Origin of the sequence: Thioclava sp. F36-7 (assembly GCF_002020075.1) — a bacterium.
Lineage (GTDB): Bacteria > Pseudomonadota > Alphaproteobacteria > Rhodobacterales > Rhodobacteraceae > Thioclava > Thioclava sediminum.
On the sequence record NZ_MPZR01000004.1, the window covers coordinates 156,182 to 181,512 of the forward strand.

Annotated in this window: 22 protein-coding genes and 2 tRNA genes; 14 read left to right on the forward strand and 10 right to left on the reverse strand. The window is 62.8% G+C overall.

Translation table 11 applies throughout. The features are described from left to right. Positions 1-99: 99 nt before the first annotated feature. The 7 genes from BMI89_RS08730 to BMI89_RS08760 all read left to right on the forward strand — a co-directional run bounded on the left by BMI89_RS08730 (position 100) and on the right by BMI89_RS08760 (position 5,535). On the forward strand, positions 100-1,077 hold the full coding sequence (locus tag BMI89_RS08730) for a DMT family transporter (protein ID WP_078570625.1): 978 nt from the start codon (positions 100-102) through the stop codon (positions 1,075-1,077). A 52-nt stretch (positions 1,078-1,129) separates the two neighbouring features. Continuing rightward, positions 1,130-1,206, forward strand: a tRNA-Pro gene (locus BMI89_RS08735). Between the two features lie 99 nt (positions 1,207-1,305). After that, positions 1,306-1,878, forward strand: coding sequence for a dTDP-4-dehydrorhamnose 3,5-epimerase (gene rfbC, locus BMI89_RS08740; RefSeq protein ID WP_078570626.1), 573 nt, complete (start codon positions 1,306-1,308; stop codon positions 1,876-1,878). Further along, positions 1,875-2,912 (forward strand): dTDP-glucose 4,6-dehydratase, encoded by a 1,038-nt coding sequence (gene rfbB / locus BMI89_RS08745; RefSeq protein WP_078570627.1) that lies wholly within the window; start codon positions 1,875-1,877, stop codon positions 2,910-2,912. Before rfbC ends, rfbB begins: the two co-directional genes overlap by 4 nt. Further along, the gene (gene rfbD, locus BMI89_RS08750) at positions 2,909-3,754 is read left to right on the forward strand and encodes a dTDP-4-dehydrorhamnose reductase (RefSeq protein WP_078570628.1); all 846 of its coding nucleotides are present in this window, start codon (positions 2,909-2,911) and stop codon (positions 3,752-3,754) included. The genes rfbB and rfbD overlap by 4 nt, the downstream gene beginning before the upstream one ends. Next, positions 3,751-4,620 carry a glucose-1-phosphate thymidylyltransferase RfbA gene (gene rfbA / locus BMI89_RS08755; protein ID WP_078570629.1) on the forward strand — a complete coding sequence of 290 codons (870 nt, stop codon included), beginning with the start codon at positions 3,751-3,753 and terminating at the stop codon, positions 4,618-4,620. Before rfbD ends, rfbA begins: the two co-directional genes overlap by 4 nt. 15 nt (positions 4,621-4,635) lie before the next feature. Continuing rightward, the gene (locus BMI89_RS08760; RefSeq protein ID WP_281478259.1) at positions 4,636-5,535 is read left to right on the forward strand and encodes a glycosyltransferase; all 900 of its coding nucleotides are present in this window, start codon (positions 4,636-4,638) and stop codon (positions 5,533-5,535) included. Positions 5,536-5,539: 4 nt separating this feature from the next. Here the strand turns inward: BMI89_RS08760 and BMI89_RS08765 are convergent, their stop codons facing one another. Both BMI89_RS08765 and BMI89_RS08770 read right to left on the reverse strand, forming a co-directional pair. Beyond that, positions 5,540-6,178 carry a ChrR family anti-sigma-E factor gene (locus BMI89_RS08765; protein ID WP_078570631.1) on the reverse strand — a complete coding sequence of 213 codons (639 nt, stop codon included), beginning with the start codon at positions 6,176-6,178 and terminating at the stop codon, positions 5,540-5,542. After that, positions 6,175-6,906, reverse strand: a complete 732-nt coding sequence (locus BMI89_RS08770; protein ID WP_281478255.1) for a sigma-70 family RNA polymerase sigma factor — start codon at positions 6,904-6,906, stop codon at positions 6,175-6,177. Before BMI89_RS08770 ends, BMI89_RS08765 begins: the two co-directional genes overlap by 4 nt. Before the next feature lie 46 nt (positions 6,907-6,952). On the opposite strand from BMI89_RS08770, the gene BMI89_RS08775 reads away from it, so the two are divergent. From BMI89_RS08775 to BMI89_RS08790, 4 genes are read left to right on the forward strand one after another with little or no spacing between them, the layout of a single operon-like run. Continuing rightward, positions 6,953-8,263 carry an FAD-dependent oxidoreductase gene (locus BMI89_RS08775; protein WP_078570632.1) on the forward strand — a complete coding sequence of 437 codons (1,311 nt, stop codon included), beginning with the start codon at positions 6,953-6,955 and terminating at the stop codon, positions 8,261-8,263. Continuing rightward, entirely contained in the window at positions 8,260-9,012 is a 753-nt protein-coding gene (locus tag BMI89_RS08780) for a DUF1365 domain-containing protein (RefSeq protein WP_078570633.1), read from the forward strand. The genes BMI89_RS08775 and BMI89_RS08780 overlap by 4 nt, the downstream gene beginning before the upstream one ends. Further along, positions 9,012-10,175: a cyclopropane-fatty-acyl-phospholipid synthase family protein gene (locus tag BMI89_RS08785; protein WP_078570833.1), complete on the forward strand. Its 1,164-nt coding sequence runs from the start codon at positions 9,012-9,014 to the stop codon at positions 10,173-10,175. Before BMI89_RS08780 ends, BMI89_RS08785 begins: the two co-directional genes overlap by 1 nt. Position 10,176: 1 nt before the next feature. Then, the gene (locus tag BMI89_RS08790) at positions 10,177-10,743 is read left to right on the forward strand and encodes a DUF3833 domain-containing protein (protein ID WP_078570634.1); all 567 of its coding nucleotides are present in this window, start codon (positions 10,177-10,179) and stop codon (positions 10,741-10,743) included. Here the strand turns inward: BMI89_RS08790 and mtgA are convergent, their stop codons facing one another. From mtgA to BMI89_RS08830, 8 genes are all read right to left on the reverse strand, one after another. Further along, complete coding sequence (gene mtgA / locus BMI89_RS08795; protein WP_078570635.1) at positions 10,744-11,490, reverse strand: monofunctional biosynthetic peptidoglycan transglycosylase; 747 nt, start codon at positions 11,488-11,490, stop codon at positions 10,744-10,746. Positions 11,491-11,521: 31 nt separating this feature from the next. After that, complete coding sequence (locus BMI89_RS08800; RefSeq protein WP_078570636.1) at positions 11,522-12,439, reverse strand: Hint domain-containing protein; 918 nt, start codon at positions 12,437-12,439, stop codon at positions 11,522-11,524. 130 nt (positions 12,440-12,569) lie between these two features. Continuing rightward, a complete protein-coding gene (locus BMI89_RS08805; RefSeq protein ID WP_168176786.1) occupies positions 12,570-13,145 on the reverse strand; it encodes a DUF1269 domain-containing protein in 576 nt (191 codons plus the stop codon). Positions 13,146-13,221: 76 nt separating this feature from the next. After that, a complete protein-coding gene (gltB, locus tag BMI89_RS08810) occupies positions 13,222-17,760 on the reverse strand; it encodes a glutamate synthase large subunit (protein WP_078570638.1) in 4,539 nt (1,512 codons plus the stop codon). Continuing rightward, the gene (locus BMI89_RS08815; protein ID WP_246832000.1) at positions 17,757-18,512 is read right to left on the reverse strand and encodes a hypothetical protein; all 756 of its coding nucleotides are present in this window, start codon (positions 18,510-18,512) and stop codon (positions 17,757-17,759) included. Before BMI89_RS08815 ends, gltB begins: the two co-directional genes overlap by 4 nt. A 35-nt stretch (positions 18,513-18,547) precedes the next feature. Beyond that, positions 18,548-19,981, reverse strand: coding sequence for an NAD(P)-dependent oxidoreductase (locus BMI89_RS08820; protein WP_078570640.1), 1,434 nt, complete (start codon positions 19,979-19,981; stop codon positions 18,548-18,550). A 218-nt stretch (positions 19,982-20,199) separates the two neighbouring features. Continuing rightward, complete coding sequence (locus BMI89_RS08825; RefSeq protein WP_078570641.1) at positions 20,200-20,997, reverse strand: undecaprenyl-diphosphate phosphatase; 798 nt, start codon at positions 20,995-20,997, stop codon at positions 20,200-20,202. A gap of 57 nt (positions 20,998-21,054) precedes the next feature. Further along, positions 21,055-22,041 (reverse strand): complex I NDUFA9 subunit family protein, encoded by a 987-nt coding sequence (locus BMI89_RS08830; protein WP_078570642.1) that lies wholly within the window; start codon positions 22,039-22,041, stop codon positions 21,055-21,057. A 160-nt stretch (positions 22,042-22,201) separates the two neighbouring features. On the opposite strand from BMI89_RS08830, the gene BMI89_RS08835 reads away from it, so the two are divergent. The 3 genes from BMI89_RS08835 (at position 22,202) to BMI89_RS08845 (ending at position 25,330) form a co-directional block, all read left to right on the forward strand. After that, positions 22,202-22,286: transfer RNA gene (locus BMI89_RS08835), tRNA-Leu, on the forward strand. Positions 22,287-22,994: 708 nt separating this feature from the next. Continuing rightward, entirely contained in the window at positions 22,995-24,566 is a 1,572-nt protein-coding gene (locus tag BMI89_RS08840) for a CoA-transferase (RefSeq protein ID WP_078570643.1), read from the forward strand. After that, on the forward strand, positions 24,563-25,330 hold the full coding sequence (locus BMI89_RS08845) for an enoyl-CoA hydratase/isomerase family protein (protein ID WP_078570644.1): 768 nt from the start codon (positions 24,563-24,565) through the stop codon (positions 25,328-25,330). The genes BMI89_RS08840 and BMI89_RS08845 overlap by 4 nt, the downstream gene beginning before the upstream one ends. Position 25,331 lies beyond the last annotated feature (1 nt).

The following is a 25,331-nucleotide window of genomic DNA, read 5'->3' on the forward strand; positions in this document are numbered from 1 at the left end:
GTGAAAGGCGCGGGCACAGGCTCGCGCCTTTTTCATGCCGTGGCCTTGCAACTCCCGAACATCCGCTCAAGATGTGAGCGATAACACCGGGAGCCTCCCATGCCCGATTTCGGCGGAAAATCAAACGCACGCGGTGCGTCGCTCGGCCTGACCTCGATGGCGATTTTCGCCACGCATGACGTCATCATCAAACATCTGGGTCAGACCTATTCGCCGGTTCAGATCGTGTTCTTCGCGGCGCTCCTGTCTTTCCCGTTGCTCTCGGTGATCCTGCTCAACGACAAGCGCGGGGGAAGCCTGCGCCCGGTTCACCCCGGCTGGGTTGCGGGACGGGTCTTTACCACCGTCGTCACCGGGCTTTGTGCGTTCTACGCCTTCTCGACCCTGCCGCTCGCGCAGGTCTATCCGCTCCTCTTCGCGATGCCGCTTCTGGTTACCGTCTTCTCGATCCCGATCCTGGGCGAGAAGGTCGGTATTCACCGCTGGGCCGCTGTCATCCTCGGCCTGATCGGCGTGGTGATCGTGGTGCGCCCAGGTCAGGCGGATCTCGCACCGGGCCACTTTGCGGCGATGACGGCGGCGGTCACCGGCTCGCTGGCCTCGGTGATCGTGCGTAAGATCGGCTCGGAGGAGCGCTCCGTCGTGCTGCTGCTCTCGCCGCTTCTGGGAAACGTGATCGTCATGGCGATCCTTCTGCCCTTTGTCTGGCAGCCGCTTCAGATCGGAGATCTGGGCCTCATGGCGGTGATCGCGATCTTCGGCCTGACCGCCTCCTTCCTGCAAATCCTCGCCTATCGCGCGGGCGAGGCCGCCATCGTCGCGCCGATGCAATATTCGCAGATCCTCTGGGCGGTCTTTTACGGCTGGATCATCTTCCACGAGAGCGTGGACATCCCGACGCTTGTCGGCGCGGGCGTGGTGATCCTCTCGGGCATCTACATCGTCATCCGCGAGACGCGTGTCTCCGAGAACCAGCCGGTGCTGCGCACAAGGGGCCGGTCGGAAACCGTCACCGCCCCGCGATCGTCGCTTCTGGGTCGCGTTCTGGGCCTTCGTGCACGCAATTCAAGAAGCTGACTCAGACCCCCTTGCAAAACCCTGCGCAAGCGGCTAATTCCCCGCCCACGGTCGGAGCGTAGCGCAGCCTGGTAGCGCACCTGCTTCGGGAGCAGGGGGTCGGAGGTTCGAATCCTCTCGCTCCGACCATTTTCCCGATTTCCCCTGATTTCTTTGCTTACAGCGATGTCGCTGGCCTTTCGGGCCGTGCTTTGGCACAACTTTCCCGAAGCAATGAAGGCAGGGCGAATGCAAGTCGAACCAACTCCTCTCAGCGGCGTTCTTGTGATCACCCCGAAGCGATTCGGCGATCACCGCGGATTTTTCTCCGAGAGCTATTCGGCGAAGAGATTTGCCGAGGCCGGGATCGAGATCGAGTTTGTGCAGGACAACCATTCGGTCTCGGAGGCCGTGGGCACGGTGCGCGGGCTGCATTTCCAAGCGCCACCCCATGCGCAGGCGAAGCTGGTGCGCTGCGGACGCGGGCGGCTCTGGGATGTCGCGGTCGATATCCGCATGGGCAGCCCGAGCTACGGCCAGTGGTTCGGCACCGAGCTGAGCTTCGAGAACGGCAAGCAGCTGCTGATCCCGGCGGGCTTCGCGCATGGGTTCGTCACGCTCGAGTCGGGCACCGAGATCGTCTACAAATGCTCGGATTACTACGCGCCCGAGTGTGAGGGCGCGATCCGCTGGGACGACCCCGATCTGGCTATCGACTGGCCGCTTTCCGCAGGAATAGAGCCTGTTTTGTCCGGCAAGGACGCCGAGGCACCGCTTTTCTCCGGGCTCGACAGCCCCTTCAAATGGGAGGGCGCAGCATGAAGATCCTCATCACCGGCGGGGCCGGGTTCATCGGCTCCGCGGTCGTCCGTCTCGCCGTCTCGCGCGGCCATGAGGTGGTGAACCTCGACGCGCTGACCTATGCCGCCTGCCTCGAGAATGTCGCGCCTGTCGCCGACAGCCCGCTTTACGCCTTCGAGCAGGCAGATATCCGCGACCCCGAGGCCTTGGCGGCGATCTTCGCGCGCCACAAGCCCGACGCGGTGATGCATCTCGCGGCCGAAAGCCATGTCGACCGCTCGATCGACGGCCCCGGCGCCTTCATCGAGACCAACGTGATGGGCACCTACAACATGCTGCAAGCGGCGCGCAGCTTTTGGGAGGCCGAGGGTCGCCCCGAGAGCTTCCGCTTCCATCACATCTCGACCGACGAAGTCTATGGCACGCTTGGGGCCACGGGCCAGTTCACCGAAGAGACGCCCTACGCGCCGAACAGTCCCTATTCCGCCTCGAAAGCGGGCTCGGACCATCTCGTGCGCGCCTGGCACGAGACCTACGGGCTGCCGGTCGTGCTCACGAACTGCTCGAACAATTACGGCCCCTATCACTTCCCGGAAAAGCTGATCCCGGTCGTGATCCTGAACGCGCTCGCGGGCAAACCGCTGCCGATCTATGGCGACGGGTCCAACGTCCGCGACTGGCTGTATGTGGAAGATCACGCCGATGCGCTGCTTCTGGTGCTGGAGAAAGGCGCGTTGGGTCGCAGCTACAATATTGGCGGTGAGAACGAGCGGTCGAACCTCGAACTGGTCCAGACGATCTGCACCATTCTCGACAAACTGCGTCCGGGCGACGCGCCCTATGCCGATCTGATCACCTTCGTCACCGATCGCCCCGGCCACGATGCGCGCTATGCGATCGACCCGACCCGCATCCGCGAGGAGCTGGGCTGGCGGCCGAGCGTGACGGTTGAGGAGGGGCTCGAGCGCACCGTGCGTTGGTATCTCGAGAACCAAGACTGGTGGCGGCCGCTGCTGGAGCGGCACGGCGTCGGTGAAAGGCTGGGCAAAGCATGATCCTCGTCTTCGGACAGACCGGCCAGGTTGCGCAGGAGCTACAGCGCCTTGTGCCCGATGCGGCGTTCTTGGGCCGGAATAGGGTCGATTTGCGCTATCCCGACGCCGCCGCACAGGCGATCCATAAAGCCAAGCCCGAGGCGGTGATCAATACCGCCGCCTATACGGCTGTCGACAAGGCCGAAGAAGAAGAGGAGCTCGCCCAGGTGGTCAACGGTGACGCACCTGCGGCGATGGCCGAAGCCTGCCGCGACCTCGGTATCCCGCTCGTCCACATCTCCACCGATTACGTCTTCGACGGCTCGGGCGAGACGCCGTTCAAGCCGACCGATCCGACCGGACCGCTGGGTGCCTATGGCCGCACCAAGCTCGCAGGCGAAGAGGCGATCCGCGCGACAGGAGGAACCTTCGCCATCCTGCGCACCAGTTGGGTCTTTTCGGCGCATGGCGGGAACTTCGTGAAGACGATGCTGCGCCTGTCGGAAAGCCGCGATCGACTGACGATCGTCGCCGACCAAATCGGCGGCCCGACCCCGGCCAAGGCGATTGCCGAGGCCTGCCTGACGATGGCGCAAGAGTTGCAGCGCGCGCCCGAGAAAAGCGGCGTTTACCATTTCTCAGGCTCTCCCGATGTAAGCTGGGCAGGCTTCGCGCGGGAGATCTTCGCGCGGACCGGGCGGGACGTGACGGTGGAGGATATCCCCGCCGCCGACTATCCGACGCCTGCAAAACGGCCGCTCAATTCGCGGCTCGACTGCAGCGATCTGGCCGTGTTCGGCCTGAACAGACCCGATTGGAGACTGGGATTGGGCGAGGTTTTGACCGAATTGGGGGCGATATGACGCGCAAGGGGATCATTCTGGCGGGCGGCTCGGGCACGCGGCTCTATCCGATCACGATGGGCGTCTCAAAACAGCTTCTGCCGGTCTATGACAAACCGATGATTTACTATCCGCTGACGACGCTGATGCTGGCGGGCATTCGCGAGATTGCGGTGATCACCACGCCGCATGATCAGGAGCAGTTCATCCGCACGCTCGGCGATGGCAGCCAATGGGGGCTGAACCTCACCTATATCACGCAGCCCTCGCCCGACGGTCTGGCGCAGGCCTATCTGCTGGCCGAAGACTTTCTCGCGGGCAGCCCTTCGGCGATGGTTCTGGGCGACAACATCTTCTTCGGCGCGGGTCTCGGCGAGATCCTGAAAGCGGCGAATGCGACCACAGATGGCGGCACCGTCTTCGGCTACCGCGTGCGTGATCCGGAGCGGTATGGCGTGGTGGATTTCGACGACAGCGGCACCGTGCGCGCGATCATCGAGAAGCCCGAAGTGCCGCCGTCGCAATTCGCGGTCACGGGGCTCTACTTCCTCGATGAAACCGCGCCGGACCGCGCCAAGACGCTTACGCCTTCCGCCCGCGGCGAGTTGGAGATCACGTCTCTTCTGGAAACCTACCTGCATGACGGCGCGCTCTCGGTCACCCAGATGGGCCGGGGCTTTGCCTGGCTCGACACCGGAACGCATGGCAGCCTGCTCGATGCGGGGAACTTCGTGCGCACGCTGGAAGAGCGGCAAGGCCTGCAAAGTGGCTCGCCCGACGAGATCGCCTTCGAGAAAGGCTGGATCAGTGCAGACGCACTCGCCGACCGCGCAAAGAAATTCGGCAAGAACAGCTATGGCGAATATTTGCTGCGCCTGATCGAGTAAGCGACCGTGGCGCGGGTGACGATCCTGATGGCGACACGCGATCCGGGTCCGGAACTGCGCGATCAGTTGGAAAGCCTCGCGGCGCAAACCCATCGGGATTGGCGTCTGATCGTCGGGGACGACAGCCGAACCGACGCCGCCCACGACGTCTTGGCGGAGTTCGCGCGCAACCACGATGTGCAGATCGTGAGAGGTCCGCGGACCAGCGCGGGAGGGAACTTCCTGTCTCTGCTGCAGGGGATCGACAGCGCGCAGCAGGATTACATCGCTTTTTGTGATCAGGATGATGTTTGGCTGCCGGATCGGCTCGCGCACGGGATTTCCAGATTGAGCGAAGGGGACGCTGCGCTTTATTGCAGCCGGACTAGGGTCTGCAACGCTGATCTGGAAGACCAACGCCTTTCCGCCCGACACTCACGTCCACCGGGGTTCCGCAATGCACTGGTGCAGAATATCGCGGCGGGAAACACCATTCTCCTGAACCCGGCCGGGGCCGAACTGGCCATCTCTGCGGCGCGCGAACTGAGGGTCGTGCCGCGTCATGACTGGTGGCTCTATCAGCTGTTCACAGGGTGCGGCGCGCGGGTCATCTATGATGCGAAGCCCACGCTTCTCTACCGCCAACACGGGGGTAACGCGGAAGGGACGAATGTCAAAATGCGCGCCAAGCTCTCGCGGCTCGGGCGCATGCTGTCCGGCGATTGGCGGTGCTGGATCGACGATCAATGTGCAGCGCTCACCGCATCGGCGCGCCGGTTCACGCCCGAGAACCGGGCCATTTTCGATCGCTTCAAGAGGATGCGCGAGGCGGGGTTTTCGACCCGTCTGAAAGAATTCGCCCGGCTGAGGCTCTATCGCCAAAGCCGGGCGGCTACGCTAGCCCTTTGGATCGGGGTCGTGTTTCGCCGAATTTAGGGTCTTAAATCCGGAAGATCGGCTGCAGCAAGCGCGGCAGAAGACCCTTGAACTTCAGCGGCGCATCGGTGGCGGCGAGGCAGATGCAGACATCCTCCATCCCCGCGATCGGCGTGTGATCGAGATCGTCATCCGCCACTTCCACGTCGCCTACGCCAAAGTGCCCGGTCTCGTCCGAGAAAGACCCCTGCAGCACGAGCGTCAATTCGAGCCCGCCATGCGTGTGATCCGGCACCGCCATCCCCGGCGGAATATAGAGAAGCCGGGCCGACCCTTCTTTATCCTCGCTCAGAATGGCTTGCTTGATGCCGCCGCCCAAGGCCCGCCAGCGCGGACTGTCGGCGCCCATCGCCTCGACCACGGCGCCCGGATAAATCCCGGCGCGCGCAGGTTGCTCAGCGACGATCACATCGTCGTCATCCAACCCGTCAAACACACGTCGCCGCAAATCGTCGCTGGGAGCCATGCCTTTCAGGTCATCCAGAACCAGCCCGCCCGCCAGTTCCTCTGCTTCGAGCCGTGCGCGACACTCGTCGCACTGGCTCACATGCGCCGCCACGACCAGCGAGAACGCATGACCGAGCGAGCCGGTCGCGTAGGACCGAACCAACCAATCGGGCAAATGATGCGTAATCTCGGTCATTCTTCTCTCAGATCCCTTAACTCGTGTCTAAGCTTCTCCAGCGCCAGCCGGATCCGCGATTTAATCGTCCCAAGGGCGAGACCCGTCGCCTCGCGTATTTCGGCCTGTGTGAGTTCGCCCACATAGGCCCGCTCGATGATCTCGCGCTGCGCTTCCGGCAGTGCCTCGATCGCTTGACGCAGCTGCGCCGCCTCCTGTTCCAGCCCGATCGCCGCATCGGCCTCACGGGTTTCTCGCGTTTCGGCCTCGGCGATCAGCTCGTCTGGAACGGGCCGGGGCCGTCTTCGGATCACATCAATCTGCCGATTGCGTGCAATCCGGTAAATCCATGCCGAGGCGCGTGCCCGCGTCTCGTCGTAAAGATGTGCCTTCCGCCAGATCGTGAGCATCACGTCCTGAACCACATCCTCCGCCGCCGCCTGCGTCATACCGGACCTTACCAGCATTCCCTTCAGTCGCGGCGAGAAGTGATCATAGAGCCGCGCGAAGGCCATTTTGTCACGCTTGTCACGAACGGCCACGAGCCAATCGGTCTGCTCGCAAGCCGCCTCGGGCGTCGGTTTCGCTGATTTCCTGTCGTCCATTATCTTCCCGGCAAAGGCCTGACCCGCCGCGATTGGCGGGGTCCCTGTGGTGTCGAAGTTGATGGTCGCATCTCTCAGCATGTGACCGATACGCAGCTTATGAGATAGCGGTTCACATGCGATGCGAAAAAACTTCTGATCCAAACGGTAATATGCACCGTTACGCCTTCAAGAGCTTGGGAGAATTCGAATGTCATTTGATGCCCTGCATCCACATGCGCAACGCATCGCGATCATCGGATCCGGGATTTCCGGTCTGGCGGCGGCGTGGCAACTCGCGCCGCATAATCGCGTTACCATTTACGAGGCGGAAACGCGGCTTGGGGGGCATTCGCGCACGATCACGGCGGGGCGCAACGGCGACCAGCCGGTCGATACCGGGTTCATCGTGTTCAATTACGCGAATTATCCGCATCTAACGCGCCTGTTCTCCGAGCTCGATGTGCCGGTCGAGAAATCCGACATGAGCTTTGGCGTGACGATCGATCAGGGCCGCATCGAATATGCTTTGCGCGACCTGAACAGTCTCGTTGCGCAAAAGCGGAACTTGGCCCGGCCGGGTTTTCTGCGGATGGTCGCGGATATCGCGAAGTTCAACGCGAAGGCCGTCGCTGTCGCGCAAAGCGACGACGTGACGATCGATGATCTGCTGGACGCGCTGAACCTGGGCGATTGGTTTCGGCGCTATTACCTGCTGCCGATCTGCGGGGCGATCTGGTCCACGCCTGCCGATCAGATCGGCGCATTCCCGGCCAAAAGCCTCCTGCGCTTCTTCGAGAACCACGCGTTGTTGTCGGCGACCGGTCAGCACCAGTGGTGGACGGTCTCGGGTGGATCGATTGAATATGTGAAGCGGCTGGAGGCCGCCCTGCGTCTTCGCGGTGTCGAATTCCGCACCGGAACGCCGGTCACCGCGATCGAGCGGCAGCGCAATTCAGTCACTATTTCGGCGGAAAAGGCCCTTCCGGATCAGTTCGATCAGGTCATCATTGCCACCCATTCCGATCAGGCGCTGAAACTGCTGGCCAAGCCGAGCCCGCAGGAACAGGCCGCGCTTTCGGCGGTCCGCTATCAGCCCAACGACGTCTATCTGCATCGCGACGTGGCGCAGATGCCGCGCCGCCGCGCTTGCTGGTCGAGCTGGGTCTATCAGGCGCAGACCCGCGCGAATGAGACGCGGCTTGGCGTGACCTATTGGATGAACAAGCTGCAGAACATCCCCGAGAGCGATCCGCTTTTCGTCACGCTGAACCCCGATACGCCGATTGCCGAGGAGACGATCTACGATCACGAGGTCTTCTGGCACCCGGTCTTCGATCGCGCAGCGATACAGGCGCAGTGCGAAATCCAGTCGATACAGGGTCTGAATCGGACGTGGTTCGCCGGTGCGTGGCTCCGTCATGGTTTCCACGAGGATGGGTTTGCTTCGGCGGTTCGGGTGGCGCGCGAGCTCAATCGCGGGGCGCAGCCGCAGGTCGACTTCGAAAAGGTGCCCGCATGAGCGGCGAGTTCTGCCCCGGTCATACGGTTCATGCGCGGCGGGGCGCGATTTCCCACCAGTTCCGCTATCACGTCGATTACGTGATGATCGATCCCGACGCGCCGGGCCCGTGGCCCCGGATTTTCTCGCGTCGCGGGCGTAACCTCGCGACGGTGCATGACAAGGATTACGGCGGGGCGCCCGGCCGCGGCGCGGGGGCCGAATGGGTCCGTAAACAGCTCTCGCGCCACGGTGCGCCAGAGATCGCGCAGCTGCGGCTCCTGACCCAGCCGAAGATCCTCGGGGCCGGGTTCAACCCGGTGAATTTCTGGCTGGCCTATGATGCGCAAGATGACCTGCGCGCCGTGATAGCAGAGGTAAACAATACCTTCGGCGATCGGCACTCCTATCTCTGCGCTACCCCAAATTTCGACCCTATTTCAGCAGAAACCGAGCTTCACGCGGCGAAAATCTTCTACGTCTCCCCGTTCCAGACCATCGCCGGGGAATATCGGTTCCGCTTCGACCTCGGAGCCGAGCACATCCGCATCCGCATCGATCACCGCAATGGCGAGGAGGGCGTCGTGGCCACCCTCGCGACCCAACGCCGCAAACTGACTTCGGCGGCGCTTCTCGGTATGGCGCTGCGCCGCCCGCTCACCCCGATCCGCACGCTCGGCCTGATCTACTGGCAGGCCCTGCGACTCAAGCTCAAAGGCGCCCGCTACCTGTCGCGGCCCACACCCCCCAGCGAGGAGATCAGCCAATGATGCCTTTCCTGACCAACCGGATCCGCAGCGAATTCCTCGCGACCTGCGAGAAGATCGAGCAGGGGACGCTGCATCTGCGCCTGCCTGACGGCACCGTGCGCAGTTTCGGTCGCGGGGAGCCGCAAGCCGACATGGAAATCCGCGATTGGCAGGCCGTGGTGGCGATGGCGTCGCGCGGCGATGTCGGCCTGGGCGAGGCCTACATCGCGGGGCTGTGGGAGACCTCCTCGATCGAGGCGCTTCTCTCGCTCGCGCTGAAAAACCTCGATGTCGTCGACGGTTACGCCTATGCGGGCTTCTGGTCGAACCTGAAGTTCCGGCTAATCGACCGGCTGATGCGTGCCAATTCGCTGCGCGGCGCGTCGCGCAACATCCGGGCGCATTACGATGTGGGGAACGAGTTCTACCAGCTCTGGCTGGATGAGGGGATGAGCTATTCCTCCGCTCTTTTCGCGCCGGGGGATAACGATCTGCACCGTGCGCAGAACCGCAAGCTCGACCGCATTCTCGACCAGATGGGCGACGGGGAACAGGTGCTGGAGATCGGCTGCGGCTGGGGGCATTTCGCCGAACGCGCGGCCGAGCAGGGGCGTCATGTCACCGGGATCACGATCTCGCCCAGCCAGAAAGGCTACGCCGATGCGCGGCTCGACGGGCGGGCGGATATCCGGTTGCAGGACTATCGCCACACGCCGGGCAAATTCGATCATATCGTTTCGATCGAGATGATCGAAGCGGTCGGCGAGCGCTATTGGCCGAACTATTTCCAAACGGTGAAAGATCGCCTGGCGGAGGGCGGCTCTGCGATGATTCAGGCCATAACAGTGTCTGATTCCTACTTTCCGAAATATCGCGAGACTTCCGATTTCATTCGGCAATACACTTTCCCGGGTGGCATGCTTCTGTCCGATGGGGTGATCCGCGATCAGGCGGCGAAGGCCGGACTGGCGGTGAAGGAAAGCTTCGCCTTCGGGCAGGACTATGCCGAGACCTGCCGGCAATGGGCGACGCGCCTGAAAGAGCGCAGCGCGCGGGCCACCGAACTTGGCTTCGGGCCGGAGTTCCTGCGCAACTGGTCCTATTATCTCGAAGCCTGCGCGGCGGCCTTCGCGGTAGGCCATACCGATGTGGTGCAGGTCCAACTGGCACATGCGAGGGCGTAAAATGTTGTTAAAATTGCTTTTCACCCTCGCGGTTCTGATCCTGGCGGCTCTCTTGATCCGGCATTTCTTCTTCTCATTCCCGGCGCAAAAGTCGGCGGATTACGCTTCGGAAAGCCCGGAATTCGACATTCGCCGGGCCTTCGAGGGCCCTATCGAGGCGCATGGCATGATCTATGGGCCGGACGGTCGGGTCACCTCGCGCTTCCGTGCCGTGATGACGGGGCGGTTCACGAATGATGGCGGCGTGATCGAGGAGGAGTTCGAATATGCCTCCGGTCGGCGCCAGAGCCGCGCCTGGAATATCCAGTTCGGGCCGAATGGCGAGATCAGCTCGACCGCCGACGATATCGAGGGGCGCGCCGAGATGGAGCAGTCGGGCAATGCGCTGCGGATGCGCTATCGGTTGCGGCTGCCCGAGGATGCGGGCGGCCACGTGCTCGACGTGACCGACTGGATTTACCTGATGCCGGACGGGACGCTGCTGAACCGGTCGCAGATGCGCAAATTCGGGATCAAGGTGGCGGAGCTGTTCGCCGTCATGCGCCCAATGACCGAACCGGCCGAGTGATCACTCGAAGCAGCTTGCGCGCCCGTCCTTCTGGATCGTCGCCGCGCCGTCCATGATGGACTGCGCGCGGCGCGACAGGAAGCTGCCGGGCTTCGCCGCCGAACGGTCCTTCGGGTCAGGCAGGACGCCAGCGATCAACGCGGATTGGCGGGCGCTCAGCTTGTCGGGCGTGGTGCGGAAATAGCGATGCGCGGCGGCATCGACGCCAAATGCGCCTTCGTCGAATTCGGCGACGTTAAGATAGATTTCCAAGATCCGCTTCTTGCCCCAGATCGCCTCGGCCAGCGGCGTCATCGACGCCTCAAGCGCCTTGCGCAGCCAGTTTCGACCCTGCCAGAGGAACACGTTCTTCACGGTCTGCTGGGTGATCGTCGAGGCGCCGCGATTGGCGCCATCGTCGATCGCCTTGCGGATCGCGCGCATGTCGAAGCCCCAGTGGTTGCAGAAATTCGCGTCCTCCGCCGCGACGACGGAGCGGGCGAGCACGGGCGCGATATCCTCGATCGGCACCCATTTCTGATCGACAGCGCCAAGACGCTGACGTTCGCTCCACATCGTCCAGGTGGTCGGCGGATTAACGAATTTGAACAGGACCATCAGCACAAGCACCAGCGCAACGAGGCCCATCACGCCCCGTAGCGCCCATTTCAGGGCGGTGCGGAAAGGCGCGCGCATGCTGCTGGAAACGCTCGATTTCGTGCTGCGTTTGGCGGGTTTGCGGCCCGATTTTTTCTTGCTCTTAGCCATGTGCGTATAAGTCACAGCGTGCCCCGAAGGGTCAAGCGACAAGCAGCGTCAATTCCGGTCCACGCGCGACCTGTCGCGCGGTTACCATGGTTTCGATCGGCGCATCTGACACCCGCTTCCACGCGGCGCGTATTTCGCGCGCGATACCGTGGTCGTCTTCAAGGACGACATTGCCGGGAAACAGGCTCTCGGTCGGCGCGCCCTCGGCCATGAGGATGTGATGGCGCGCGAAAAGCAGGTGGCGGTATTGCACGCGCGGGCGCGGAGCCACCCGAATGCTATTGCCGTTCACGAGATGCTTGGCGGCGACCAGAACTTCGCTATGGGCGCAGGCGATCTCGGCGCGCCAGCCGCGCAGCAACATCCGATGTTGTTGAGACACGTAAAGAGCGCGTCGATTTCCCATAGCCCCCGGCGCGAACCGGATCGGCGCATAGGCCCCGACGCCGCGACAGACCCGACCACCCGTCCAAAGAAGAGGCTGCGGCCCGTCGTCCTCGGTCATGACAAGATCGCCCGCCTTGAGCCGCTCCACCAGTCGCGGCCCGTCGGGCGTGTCGATCCGCGTCCCCGCGAGGAAACATTCCGGCCCCAGATCGCCGACCGGCGCTTGGGTGCTCTGCGTGACATAGGTGGAGCTGATGAAGGTCGCGTTGTGGAGGATCGTGCCATCGGACGGCGTGAACACGGCACTGCCGTCGCGCAGGTAGAACGTGTCGCCGGTGATCGTCTCTTGCACGCCGTTCGGACGCTCGATGGTGATCGTGTCGCCGCGCCAGACATCGGTGACGCGCTGGCCGTTGATCGTGTCGCGGGCGCTGTTGCTGCTGGAAATCCAATTGTCGTTATTCCGATCGACAATTTCATATGTCGTCGGTGAAAGCGCCGTGCCCGCAGCGGGCGGACTGCCCGGATCCATGATGTAGAACTGGTCGTAATAGGTTGCCATTTTTGCTGCTCGAGTAACGTTATTATAAATTATTCGTTACTTGGTAAGCAGAGATCAGGGCGACACAAAGGCGCCTGTGGGGCGCAAAGTTAACTACGGGTTAAAGAGTGACATCCCGGTCACAGCGGGTTTAGAGGGCAGAGGGGCCCACCATCCGCGCGAGATTTCCAGTTGCACCTCCGGTGATTTCCTTGCCGGTAAAGGCCGTGGTGCCGCCCGAAGACAGGGCGGATTCGAGCCGTTCGTGGAAATCTTCCGGCAGCGGAATTTGCAGCACGCGACCGCTTGCATGGCCTAGGGTCTTCATCCGGTCGAGGACCTCTGCAGCGGTGCCCTTCTTAAGCAAGATGAACACAGCCGAGCCGCCTTGCGGCAGGCTTTCGCCCGCTTCGCGCAGGAAAGAGTCGTTCAACCCGAGGTCGGTGAGCTTGCCGGATACGGCGCCCGCGCCCGCACCGATTGCCGCGCCGACGACCGGCGACAGGAAGACCAGACCCAGCAGCCCGCCCCAGACAGCGCCACCGATCGCGCCAAGCGCCATCGTGTTGCTGTTTTCATGAACGTGAATCTCGCCGTTTTCGTCGCGGGTCACGACGACAATGTCCTGCGACCGGAAAAACCCTTCTTTTTCCAATGCTCTGAGTTCCTCGCGCGTCGCGAAACCCGCGGCCTCGGTTTCATGCGCCATCACCAACAGTTCGGACATCGTTACCTCCAGACAGAACAAAGGGCGAAGCATGTGCTTCGCCCTCTGAAACGGTTCCGTAGGGGAAAGAGTTCCCTTATTCCGCCGGCATCGCCTGCGGTTCGTCGCTGAGCGGGTAGGACAGATGCGCCAACATCTCCTTCGGGCAGACCTGCAGAAAGTTCGCCTTCTCGGTCTCCCAGTGCTGGAGAATGTCGGCCCCTTTGCGCGAGCCCGTCTCGGCGACGTGACGCTCGATCAGGCCTTTCAGCTCGGCTTCCCAATGCTCGTGGCCCAGCCCGCAGGTGACGAGGCTTTCGAGATTGATCAGCTCTTCCGCCGTGTTGTCCGGATCGTAGAGATAGGCCATGCCGCCGGTCATGCCCGCGCCGAAGTTCGGGCCGATCGAGCCGAGGATCACCGCGACGCCGCCGGTCATGTATTCGCAACCGTTGGAGCCGCAGCCCTCGATCACCACTTTCGCACCCGAGTTGCGCACCGCGAAGCGCTCGCCTGCGCGGCCCGCTGCAAACAGGTGACCTTCGGTCGCGCCGTAAAGCACGGTGTTGCCGATGATCGTGTTCTCGGAGGCGACCAGCGGCGAAGCCATCGGCGGACGCACGACGATCATGCCGCCCGAGAGACCCTTGCCGACATAGTCGTTGGCATCGCCCGACACTTCGATCTTCAGCCCCGGCGCCGCGAAAGCGCCCAGTGACTGACCGCAGGAGCCGGTCAGCTTCACCGTCAGGTGGTCCGACTGCAGCGCGTTGCGCATTCCGAAGTTCTTCACGATATGGCTCGAGGCGCGCGTCCCGATGGTGCGCAGCGTGTTGCGCACCGCGTAGGAGAGCTGCATCTTCTCGCCTTCCTCGAAGAAGCGATGACCATCCTTGATGATCTCCGCATCGAGCGTGTCCGAGACCCAGTTACGCGGCTTGGACCGGTCGTAGACGATCTTGTCCCAGCCATCGACGGTGATCAGGAGCGGATTGAGGTCCAGATCGTCGAGATGGGCCGAACCGCGGCTCACCTGGCTGAGAAGATCGGCGCGACCGATCACCTCGTCGAGCGAGCGCGCACCGATCGAGGCGAGGATTTCGCGCACTTCCTGAGCGTAGAAGGTGATGAGGTTCACCACCTTGTCCGCCGTGCCGGTGAACTTGGCGCGCAGCTCCGGGTCCTGCGTACAGACGCCCACCGGGCAGGTGTTCGACTGACACTGACGGACCATGATGCAGCCCATCGCGATCAGCGCGGCGGTGCCGATGCCGTATTCCTCGGCCCCCATCATCGCGGCCATGACGATATCGCGGCCCGTGCGCAGACCGCCATCGGTCCGCAGGGTGACGCGTTCGCGCAGGTTGTTCATCGCGAGCACCTGATGCGCCTCGGTCAGACCCATCTCCCACGGCAGACCGGCATATTTGATCGAGGTCGCGGGCGATGCGCCCGTGCCGCCATTGTGGCCCGAGATCAGGATGATGTCGGCCTTCGCCTTCGCGACACCGGCCGCGATCGTGCCGACGCCCGAGGACGCCACCAGCTTCACCGTCACTTTGACCTTCGGGTTGATCTGCTTGAGGTCGTAGATCAGCTGCGCAAGGTCTTCGATCGAGTAGATGTCGTGGTGCGGCGGCGGCGAGATCAGGGTCACGCCCTTGGTCGAGTGCCGCAGACGCGCGATCAGGTCGGTGACTTTCATCCCCGGAAGCTGACCGCCTTCGCCGGGCTTCGCGCCCTGAGCGACCTTGATCTCAAGCTCTTCGCAGTGGTTGAGGTATTCGGCGGTCACACCGAAACGACCCGAAGCCACCTGCTTGATCTTCGCCGAGGGGTTGTCGCCATTGGGCTCGGGCACGAAATGCGCCGGGTCTTCCCCGCCTTCACCCGAGTCCGACTTCGCGCCGATCCGGTTCATCGCGACGTTCAGCAGCTTGTGCGCCTCGGGCGACAGCGCCCCCAGCGACATGCCCGGCGTCACGAAGCGCTTGCGGATCGAGGTGATCGACTCGACCTCTTCGATCGGGACCGGTTTGCCCAGCGATTTGATATCCAGCATGTCGCGGATATGGATCGGCGGGTTCGCCCGCATCATCGAGCTGTATTGCTTCCACAGATCGTAGCTCGCGCGGTTACAGGCCGATTGCAGCATGTGCATCGACTGCGCGCCCCAGGCATGGGACTCGCCGGTGCGGCGCGCCTTGTAGAAGCCGCCGATCGGGAGCACGTCCTGACCGCCTTTCCAGCCCTTGGCATGCACACCTTCCAGCGCGTGCTGGATGCCGTGCAGGCCGATGCCGGAGATGCGCGAGTGCATGCCGGGGAAATATTCGGCGACCATCGCGCGCGACAGACCCACGGCTTCGAAGTTCAGACCGCCGCGGTAGGAGGAAATCACCGAGATCCCCATCTTCGACATGATCTTCAGCAGGCCCGCATCGATCGCATCGCGATATTTGCGCATCGCGTCGACGAGCGTGCCGCCCAGCAGGCCGCGGTCGATCCGGTCGGCCAGCGTGTCCTGCGCGAGATAGGCGTTCACCGTGGTCGCACCCGAGCCGATCAGAACCGCGAAGTAATGCGGGTCGATACATTCCGCCGAACGCACGTTGATCGAGCAGAAGGTCCGCAGGCCTTTCTGCGTCAGCCAGCTATGCACGGCGCTCGTCGCGAGGATCATCGGCATCGCGACCTTGTCCTCGTCCTGCTCTTCATCGCTCAGCACGATATGGAGCGCGCCCGAGCGCACCGCGTCTTCGGCTTCCTGACGGATCCGGGTCAGACCTTCGCGCAGCGCCTCCTGATCGGCATTGGCCGGGAAGGTACAGTCGATGATCGTCACCTGCTCGCCGAATTCGTTGAGCATGTGATCGAACTCGGAATTCGCGAGGAACGGGCTCTCCAAGATCCAGATCTCGGTCTGCGAGCTATCCTCGTCGAGCACGTTCTTGAGGTTGCCGAACCGCGTCTTGAGCGACATCACCCGGCTTTCGCGAAGCGAGTCGATCGGCGGGTTGGTGACCTGGCTGAAGTTCTGACGGAAGAAGTGGCTCAGCGGGCGGTATTGCTTGGACAGGACCGCAGGCGGCGTGTCGTCGCCCATCGAAGCGATGGCCTCCTTGCCGTCCTCGGCCATCGGCGCAAGGATCTGTTCGATCTCTTCGACCGAATAGCCCGCTGCGACCTGACGCTTGCGCAGCTCACCGCCCGCGAATTTCGGGTTTTCCGGCACGTCCACGAGGATCGCGTTCAGATCGGTGACCTTGCCGACCCACTCGCCGAAGGGCTGGGCAGCGGCCAGTTTGTCCTTGATTTCGGTGTCGTGGTAGAGCTTGCCCTCGCGCATATCGACCGCGATCATCTGACCCGGACCAAGCGCGCCTTTCTCGACAACGCTCGCCTCGTCCACCGGGACCATGCCCGCTTCCGAGCCCGCGATCAGAACGCCGTCGCCGGTGATGACATAGCGCAGCGGACGCAGACCGTTGCGGTCGAGACCGCCGCAGACCCAACGACCATCGGTCATCGCCAGCGCCGCCGGGCCGTCCCACGGCTCCATCACGGCGTTGCAATAGGCATACATGTCCTGCCACGCGGAGGGCATCGTGTCGGTGGATTTCGACCACGGCTCGGGGACGAGCATCGTCTTCACCATCGGCGCGTTGCGGCCCGAACGGACCATCAGTTCGAACACCGCATCGAGCGCGCCGGAGTCGGACGCCCCCGCCGGGATGATCGGCTTGATGTCTTCGGCGCTGTCGCCGAAGGCCGAGGAGGCCATGCGGATCTCATGGCTCTTCATCCAGTTGGTGTTGCCCTTGATCGTGTTGATCTCGCCGTTATGCGCCAGCATCCGGAAGGGCTGCGCCAGCCACCATTGCGGGAAGGTGTTGGTCGAATAGCGCTGGTGATAGATCGCGAAGGCGGACTCGAAGCGCTCGTCCTTCAGGTCGGGATAGAATTCCGCGACCTGCTCGGCCAGCATCATGCCCTTGTAGATGATCGAGCGGCACGACAGCGAGCACATGTAGAGCCCGTTGATCTGCGCCGCGATCGCCGCTTTCTCGATGCGGCGACGGATGATGTAAAGCTCGCGCTCGAACTGCTCCTCGTCGATATCCTTGTCGTTGCGGATCAGGATCTGCTCGATCTCGGGGCGGGTCGAATTGGCTTTCTCGCCCAGTACTTCGGTGTTCACCGGAACGTGGCGCCAGCCGTAGATGTAGTGACCCATCCGCAGAACTTCGGATTCCACGATCGTGCGGCAGCGCTCCTGCGCGCCGAAATCGGTGCGCGGCAGGAAGACCTGACCGACGGCGACCATTTTCTCCATGTCCGGCTCGTGGCCGGTGCGGCGGATCTGGTCATAGAAGAAGGGGGCGGGGATCTGGACGTGGATGCCCGCGCCGTCGCCGGTCTTGCCGTCGGCATCCACGGCACCGCGGTGCCAGATCGCCTTCAGCGCGTCGATGCCGTTCTCCACGACGCGGCGCGAGGCCTTGCCGTCGATCGACACCACGAGACCGACGCCGCAGGACGCCTTCTCGTCTTCTTCCTTCCACAGTGAATTCTCGTTCATCCACTGGCGTTTCGCTTCCTCGGCGGCCACCCAGGCTTCGTCATATTTGGTCATTGCAGTGCCTCCTTGGAGAAAGAGCGGGAAAGGGGGGCGAGGCTGACTTGCGTGGGCCGAAGATCGGCCTGCGTCATCATCAGGTCGCAGTCATATTCGGGCGTCTCGGTCGAGAAACCGGGATCGCCGGGAAAGTCGAAGCGCACGGGGCTGTCGTCATAGCTCACAACGTCGCCCTGATCGTTCTCGAACCGCTCCGCGCCGCTGAAAAACACGCGATACTTGCGCGAGATATATTGCGTGCCGGTGCGGGTCGCGACGGTCTGGCCGTTCTGGTCATCCTCGCGCAGATCGAAGGTGATCGTCTCGAGCGGGACATCGTCGATGCTGACCGACTTGCCCGTGAGGGTATCGTTGCCAACATAGCGGCGCAGACCCCGATAATTCGAGCGCGTGACGAAATCGTAATCGTCCTTGCCGTCAGACAGGAGCGCCGAGAACGAGGGAGCATCCTTCGACGCGCCCGGATCGAACATCTCGATCTCGCCGTTATCGGTCGACGCGCTTTCAAGCCAGCGTGTCTCGGCATCGATATGGCTCAGGTAATAGATGCCCTCACCATCGGCGAAGGCGGTCCACAGATCGCCCTCAGGATCGGCGGCGCAGCGGTAGTAATTGGCCACCTGACAGTTATGCATTTGCACGGTCATGAAGACCTCGCAGCCCTGCGGCGGCGCGAAGTCTTCGGCATGGACGGGCAGGGCGCTGAACAGCCCCCCGCAGATCGCCATGCCGAGAAAATTCGACCGCATCGCATACATTCCTTTTCAGATCGGCAGGGCGCGGATCACTCCGCCGCCACCGCCGCCACGTTTTCGAGATAGCGCAGGATCGAGCCCGCCGCTTCGCGCCCGTCGCGGATCGCCCAGACGACGAGGCTCGCGCCGCGCACGATGTCGCCGACCGCATAGACGCCCGGGATCGAGGTCGCGTGGGTGCCGAATTCGGCCTTCACGGTGCCCCAACGGGTGGTCTCCAGATCGTCGGCTTCCCAAGCGCCGGGCAGGTCTTCGGGCTCGAAGCCGAGCGCCTTGATCACCAGATCGGCCTCTTCGTCATAGATGCCGCCCTCGATTTTTTCGGGGCTCTGACGGCCCGAAGCATCCGGCGCGCCCAGACGCATCTGCTGCACCGAGCAGTTGGTGACCGGGTTGCCCGAGAAGGCTGCAGGGGCGGAGAGCCAGACGAATTCCACGCCCTCTTCCTCGGCGTTTTGCACTTCGCGCTGCGAGCCCGGCATGTTGGCGCGGTCGCGGCGATAGAGACATTTCACCGACTTGGCGCCCTGACGGATCGCGGTACGCACGCAGTCCATCGCGGTGTCGCCGCCGCCGATGACGATGACGCGCTTGCCTTCCGCGTTCAGCGTGCCGTCTTCGAACTCGGCCACGTCGTCGCCGAAGCTCTTGCGGTTCGAGGCGGTCAGATAGTCGATCGCGCGCACGATGCCAGCCGCATCCGCGCCCTCGTCGGTCAGTTCGCGCGTCTTGTAGACACCCGTCGCGATCAGCACCGCGTCATGCTTGCCGCGGATCGCGTCGAAGGAAATATCGGTGCCGACATTGCAGTTCAGCACGAACTCGACGCCGCCATCTTCCAGCTGCTTCACGCGCTGCATGACGATGTCTTTCTCCAGCTTGAAGCCGGGGATGCCATAGGTCATCAGGCCGCCCGCGCGGTCGTAGCGGTCATAGACCGTGACCTGCACGCCGGCGCGACGCAGCGCGTCGGCGGCCGCCAGACCGCCCGGGCCCGCGCCGATGATGCCGACGCTTTCGGCGCGCTCGGTCGACGGTTTGATCGGCTTCACCCAGCCCATGTCGAAGGCGGTGTCGGTGATGTATTTCTCGACCGCGCCGATGGTGACGGTGCCGTGGCCCGACTGTTCGATCACGCAGTTGCCTTCGCACAGACGGTCCTGCGGGCAGATGCGGCCGCAGATTTCCGGGAAGGTGTTGGTGGCCTGCGACATCTCGTAGGCTTCCTGCAGACGGCCTTCGGCGGTCAGGCGGAGCCAGTCGGGGATGTTGTTATGGAGCGGGCAATGCGTGTGGCAATAGGGCACGCCGCATTGGCTGCAGCGGCTCGCCTGCTCGGCGGCCTTCTCGGCCGCGTATTCGCGATAGATTTCGTTGAAATCATGGGAGCGCACGTTCGCGTCGCGCTTCTGAGGCATCTCTTTCGCCGTCTTGACGAACTTGAGCATCGGTTGCTTGGCCATTGTGGCGCCTCCCTAGAAAACCGGTGGGTGCGCATGACTACACTGCCTGCCACAGCAATAAAAGTAAGCAAGACTGACCTAAATGTGCATTTTTTGCGAGAGGCGCATGAGAAGGCACCTCAAATTCGCTCAAAATAGGTCAGCTTCGTTTACTTTATCGCTGCTTTACCCTGATTTTCTTGAGGATGGCGTGCTGCCGAAAAGCGATTCGCTTTCCGTCAGCCTAGTACACCGACCGCCGCAAGGCTCAGCAAGAGCCCGCCGAACACGATCCGGTAGATCGCGAAGATGGTGAAACGGTGCCCCTGAATATAGCCAAGGAGCCATTTCACCGCGACGAAGGCCGTGACGGTCGAGACGACGAAAGCGATGCCGAGCCCGGCCCAATCCTCGTTGCCCCCGGTCCCATCCTTGAGCTGCTTGAGCAATTCGTAACCGCTCGCCGCGTACATGGTGGGAATACCGACAAGGAAGGCGAATTCGGTCGCCGCCGCCCGGTTCGAGGTGCCCAGCAGCATCGCCACGAAAATTGTCGTGGCCGAGCGCGAGGTGCCCGGAAAGACTCCGGCCACGATCTGCGCGATCCCGACCGCGATGGCGACGCGCCAGAAGATCTTGCTGTTATCGGCCTGCCGATCCGCGACGCGTTCCGCAAACAGCATCCAGAAACCGCCGATCACCAGCGCCCAGGCGACGGGTTGGATCGTTGTCGGCAGCTCGAAGCCCATCTTTTTCACGATCAGGCCCAAAACGGCGGTGATCAGGAAGGCCACGGTGAGCTTCGCGAGATAGTCGCGGTTCTCCGGATTGCGCCAGTTGAACAGCAGCTCCATCAGGCGACGCCAATAGATCAGCGTTACGGCAAGGATCGCCCCGGCCTGAATGACAATGTTGTAGGTATCCGAGCGCGTGCCAAGCCAATGTTCGGCCAGGATCAAGTGGCCAGTGCTCGAAATCGGGAGAAACTCGGTGATCCCTTCGATCACACCGAGCAGAACGTCGTTCAGATAGCTCAAGAAATACCGCCTAGGTCAGAGAGGTGCCGCAAGCGGCACCGGGGAGGAAGGAGGGGGTTATGTCTTGCGAAGGTTCTTCGCCGAAGCTTTGATATCGTCATATTGCCCACCGGGGCGGAAGCGCCACAGGTAGCCGGGCATCACCGCTTCCATTGCCATAGGCTGGATTCCGAGATCGGAGAAGCCTTTCGCGCCCTCGGACACGACATTGTCAGCTTGAAGGTTCTTCACCTGATCGCGGGTGAGGATGCGGTTCGTGAACAGACCGCCGGTGACCGCCTGACCCAGATCGAAGACGCCGCCGAGGATGCTTGCGACCCAGCGGGGCAGCGACAGCACGAGGCGACGACGGTGAATCACCGTCAGCATCTGCTTCATCAGGTCGTGGAAGGTCTCCACATCCGGCCCGCCGAGCTCATAGGTGCCGGGCGAGACTTTCCCGTCCGCTGCCATGACCGCGACCTTCGCGACATCATCGACGAAGACCGGCTGGAATTTCGTGTGACCACCCGTGATCGGAAGGATCGGGGTGAAGCGCGACATCGAGGCGAATTTGTTGAAGAACCCGTCCTCGTTGCCGAAAATGATCGAGGGGCGCAGGATCACGGCCTGCGGATAGGCGTCCAGCACCGCCTTCTCGCCTGCAGCCTTGGTGCGGGCATATTCGCTCTCGCTGTCGGGATTGGCGCCGATGGCCGAGATCTGCACCAGTTTCGGCACATCCATCTCTGCGGCGATACGCGCCACGCGACCCGCACCTTCGGCTTGCACGGCGCCGAACTTGTTCTTGCCTTCGTTGACGAGAATACCGACGCAGTTGATCACCGCATCCGCGCCCTGCATCGCCGCGCGCACGCTGGCATCGTCGCGAATGTTGCAGAAGACCGGCTCGACTTGCCCGACCGCACCGTAGGGTTTGACGAAGAGCGCCTCGTTCGGACGCCGGACCGCAACGCGAATCCGCCAACCGTCCTTTGCCATGCGCTGCGCGATATAGCGCCCGACGAACCCCGAACCGCCGTAGATCGTAACCAGCTTGGACATGGGCAGAGGCCTTTCCTTGCAAGAATTTCGTTCTTTGATTACCGCCTCGCCCCCGCGGGAACAAGGCCAAAGACCCGAAGAGTCGAAGCTTGCGAATTTTTCGTGTCGATCCCCGTTGACAGTCCCAGCGCCGCTATGTATCTCGCGCTCCACGACACCTGCCCAGGTGGCGGAATTGGTAGACGCGCACGGTTCAGGTCCGTGTGCCGCAAGGCGTGGAGGTTCGAGTCCTCTCCTGGGCACCATAAACCAAGCGAAAAGCTCGGAAAACTTCGGTTTTCCGAGCTTTTCTCTGTTTTGGGCCTGATTTTGTCTCAAAAACTGTCCCGCATGTGAATTTCATGAGGCGGGTTATGAATATCGTTCGTGAGGCTCGACCCTGAGGCGCAACGATAAGATTCGGGCGCACCGGATCCGGTTCAGTGGAGCAAATGCGGAAAGGATTTGCTGGCGCGCCCAGATGAGCATTGGCTCGCCATCTCTTCAGCGCGATTAGCGGCTCGCCTAAAGCCGCGCAGGCAAGTCCACCGACGCCGCCTGATCCAGCCGATGAAGGCTTGGCCTTCACGGGCCAAGGCGGCCAGTCAACTGCCCGCTACCTGGGGAGCGCGGTTGACCGGTCGCTGTCTCATAGTGCGCGTCGCGCCCTTACACCGAAGTCGCCGTTTTTTGCGCCGCCGATGGCAGGATTTTACCCCGCCGTTGACAGTTGCTCCTCATCGTCAAGGCTCTGCGCGGGCCGCCGACCTCCTTAGCCCGGCAAAAAGGGGCCTCTTCGCGCGATCGCCTCGTTTCCATGTCCTATCGAATGAGTTTGCTCAGTTAAAAACGTTTGACACAAATTTGGAACGTTCCTATAGATATTTGGAACGTTCCTATTTGCTGAGTCTTTTTGGGGCGCGTCGACTGAAATCTTGTCTGGGGTCGGCAATTTGGATTGGGAGAAGCGAACTATGGGCACGATCGTCAGTGCATCGGAAGCAGTGGGGAAAATCGCGGATGGCGCTATCATCACGGTGTCCTCGTCTTCGGCATTGGGCTGCCCCGATTCCGTGCTCAAGGCGATCGGCGAGCGCTTCGATCAGGAGCACCATCCGCAGAACCTGACCATGATCCATCCGATCGCCGCGGGGGACATGTACGGTGTGAAGGGCATCGACCATATCGCCAAGGATGGTCTGCTCGACACGGTTCTGGCCGGATCCTATCCGTCGGGTTCGTCGAACCTGCCGATGCCGGAAATCTGGAAGATGGTCGTCGAGGATCGGGTGACCGCCTATAACGTGCCCTCCGGCATCCTGTTCGACATGCATCGTGAAGCGGCTGCGCGGCGTCCGGGGGTGATGACCAAGGTCGGTCTGAAAACCTTCGTCGATCCCGAGCGCGAGGGCTGTGCGATGAACGATCGCGCAGCAGGCGCGCCCATCGTGCGCCGGGTGGAGTTCGATGGCGACACCTGGCTCCATTTCCCGAATATCTACCCCGATGTCTGCATCCTGCGCGCGACCACCGCCGATGAGCGCGGCAATCTGACCTATGAGCACGAGGGCGCCTATCTCGGCGGGCTCGAGCAGGCGATTGCGGTGCGCAACAATGGCGGGCTGGTGATCGCGCAGGTGGAGCGCGTCACCGCGGCGGGCTCCCTGCGGCCCCATGACGTCCGCGTGCCGGGGCACCTCGTGGATTACGTCGTCGTGGATGAGGATCAGAAGCAGACCTGCGAGACTCCCTATGATCCGGCGATTTCGGGTCAGGTAATGCGTCCGTGGTCGAGCTTCGAACTGGCCGAGCACGGGATCGAGAAGGTGATCGCACGGCGCGCGGCGATGGAGCTGCGCGGAGGCATGACGGCCAATCTCGGCTTTGGGATTTCGGCGATGGTGCCGCGTATTCTGCTCGAGGAAGGCCATCCCGACGCGGTCACCTGGGCGATCGAACAAGGCGCGGTGGGCGGTATGCCCCTGACCGGCTTCGCCTTCGGTTGCGCATCGAATGCCGATGGCTACGTGCCCTCGCCGCAGCAGTTCATCTATTTCCAGGGCGCCGGGTTCGACATGTCCTTCCTGTCCTTTCTCGAAGTCGACGTAGAGGGGAATGTGAATGTCTCCAAGCTCGGCAAGAAACCTTACCTGACCGCTGGCTGCGGCGGCTTCGTCGATATCACCGCCCATGCGCGCAAGATCGTCTTCTCGGGCTGGTTCGAGGCCGGGGCGCAGATGGAAATGGACGCGACCGGAATCCGCGTCCGTGCGCCCGGCAAGTTCACCAAGATGGTGGACCGGGTCGAGCATGTGACCTTCTCCGGGGAGCGTGCGCGCGAGCAGGGGCAGGAAGTGCTCTATATCACCGAGCGCTGCGTGATGCGGCTCGATGACAAGGGGCTCATCGCGACCGAAATCATGCCGGGGATCGATTCCGAGCGCGATATCGTCGGCGCTTCCGAGGGCCGGGTGCGTGTGGCGGAGAATGCCGTCACCATGTCCACGAAGCTTCTTGCCGATGCCCCGATGGGGTGGACGCCATGAGCGATATTCACCTGATCATCGACGGCGCGGTGGCGGAGCTGCGCCTCGACAACCCGGCGAAGATGAACGCCCTGACAGTGGAGATGCTGAGCGCGCTCGAGGCGCATCTCGATCGGATCGAACGAGACGTCGAGATTCGCTGCGTGCTGGTGAGCGCCGAGGGCGACCGGGCCTTCTGCACCGGGGCGGATATCAACGGTTGGGGCGATCTGAGCCCCGCCCAGTTCGCGCGGCATTGGGTCCGCGACGGGCACCGGATCTTCGACCGGCTGGCGGGCCTCTCGAAGCCGACGATTGCGGCGCTGAACGGACACGCCTTCGGGGGCGGTCTCGAACTTGCCGCAGCCTGCGACCTTCGGGTCATGGCACCCGGCGCCAGCCTTGCCCTCCCGGAAGCTGGCGTCGGGATCGTTCCCGGTTGGTCGGGCACGCAGCGGCTGATGCGTCTGCTGCCCGAACCGATGGTGAAGGAGATGGCACTTTTCGGTCACCGGGTGAAAGCCGAGCGGGCTTTGGCGGTCGGCTTCGTGGCCGCGGTCTCCGACGATCCGCGCGCGGCAGCACAGACCCTGATCGACCGTGCGCTCGGGCTGTCGCCCCGCGCCGTCGAAATCACGAAATCGATGATCCATGTCGCGGCGGGTGAAGATCGCGGCGCCATGGCTGAGGCGCTCGGAAGTGCCGCCATTTCGGCCAGCGAAGATCGCGCCGAAGGGGTCACGGCTTTCCGCGAGAAACGCAAACCTAATTTTTCGGGACTTTGAA

Bases quoted from the DNA above. Each gene is read 5' to 3' on its own strand.
- BMI89_RS08840 (WP_078570643.1), top strand. From the start codon at position 22,995: ATGGGCACGATCGTCAGTGCATCGGAAGCAGTGGGGAAAATCGCGGAT.
- BMI89_RS08730 (WP_078570625.1), top strand. From the start codon at position 100: ATGCCCGATTTCGGCGGAAAATCAAACGCACGCGGTGCGTCGCTCGGC.
- BMI89_RS08775 (WP_078570632.1), top strand. From the start codon at position 6,953: ATGTCATTTGATGCCCTGCATCCACATGCGCAACGCATCGCGATCATC.
- rfbA (WP_078570629.1), top strand. From the start codon at position 3,751: ATGACGCGCAAGGGGATCATTCTGGCGGGCGGCTCGGGCACGCGGCTC.
- BMI89_RS08820 (WP_078570640.1), bottom strand. From the start codon at position 19,981: ATGGCCAAGCAACCGATGCTCAAGTTCGTCAAGACGGCGAAAGAGATG.
- mtgA (WP_078570635.1), bottom strand. From the start codon at position 11,490: ATGGCTAAGAGCAAGAAAAAATCGGGCCGCAAACCCGCCAAACGCAGC.
- BMI89_RS08780 (WP_078570633.1), top strand. From the start codon at position 8,260: ATGAGCGGCGAGTTCTGCCCCGGTCATACGGTTCATGCGCGGCGGGGC.
- rfbD (WP_078570628.1), top strand. From the start codon at position 2,909: ATGATCCTCGTCTTCGGACAGACCGGCCAGGTTGCGCAGGAGCTACAG.
- rfbC (WP_078570626.1), top strand. From the start codon at position 1,306: ATGCAAGTCGAACCAACTCCTCTCAGCGGCGTTCTTGTGATCACCCCG.
- BMI89_RS08845 (WP_078570644.1), top strand. From the start codon at position 24,563: ATGAGCGATATTCACCTGATCATCGACGGCGCGGTGGCGGAGCTGCGC.
- BMI89_RS08805 (WP_168176786.1), bottom strand. From the start codon at position 13,145: ATGTCCGAACTGTTGGTGATGGCGCATGAAACCGAGGCCGCGGGTTTC.
- BMI89_RS08765 (WP_078570631.1), bottom strand. From the start codon at position 6,178: ATGACCGAGATTACGCATCATTTGCCCGATTGGTTGGTTCGGTCCTAC.
- BMI89_RS08815 (WP_246832000.1), bottom strand. From the start codon at position 18,512: ATGCGGTCGAATTTTCTCGGCATGGCGATCTGCGGGGGGCTGTTCAGC.
- rfbB (WP_078570627.1), top strand. From the start codon at position 1,875: ATGAAGATCCTCATCACCGGCGGGGCCGGGTTCATCGGCTCCGCGGTC.
- BMI89_RS08785 (WP_078570833.1), top strand. From the start codon at position 9,012: ATGCCTTTCCTGACCAACCGGATCCGCAGCGAATTCCTCGCGACCTGC.
- BMI89_RS08790 (WP_078570634.1), top strand. From the start codon at position 10,177: ATGTTGTTAAAATTGCTTTTCACCCTCGCGGTTCTGATCCTGGCGGCT.
- BMI89_RS08800 (WP_078570636.1), bottom strand. From the start codon at position 12,439: ATGGCAACCTATTACGACCAGTTCTACATCATGGATCCGGGCAGTCCG.
- BMI89_RS08830 (WP_078570642.1), bottom strand. From the start codon at position 22,041: ATGTCCAAGCTGGTTACGATCTACGGCGGTTCGGGGTTCGTCGGGCGC.
- gltB (WP_078570638.1), bottom strand. From the start codon at position 17,760: ATGACCAAATATGACGAAGCCTGGGTGGCCGCCGAGGAAGCGAAACGC.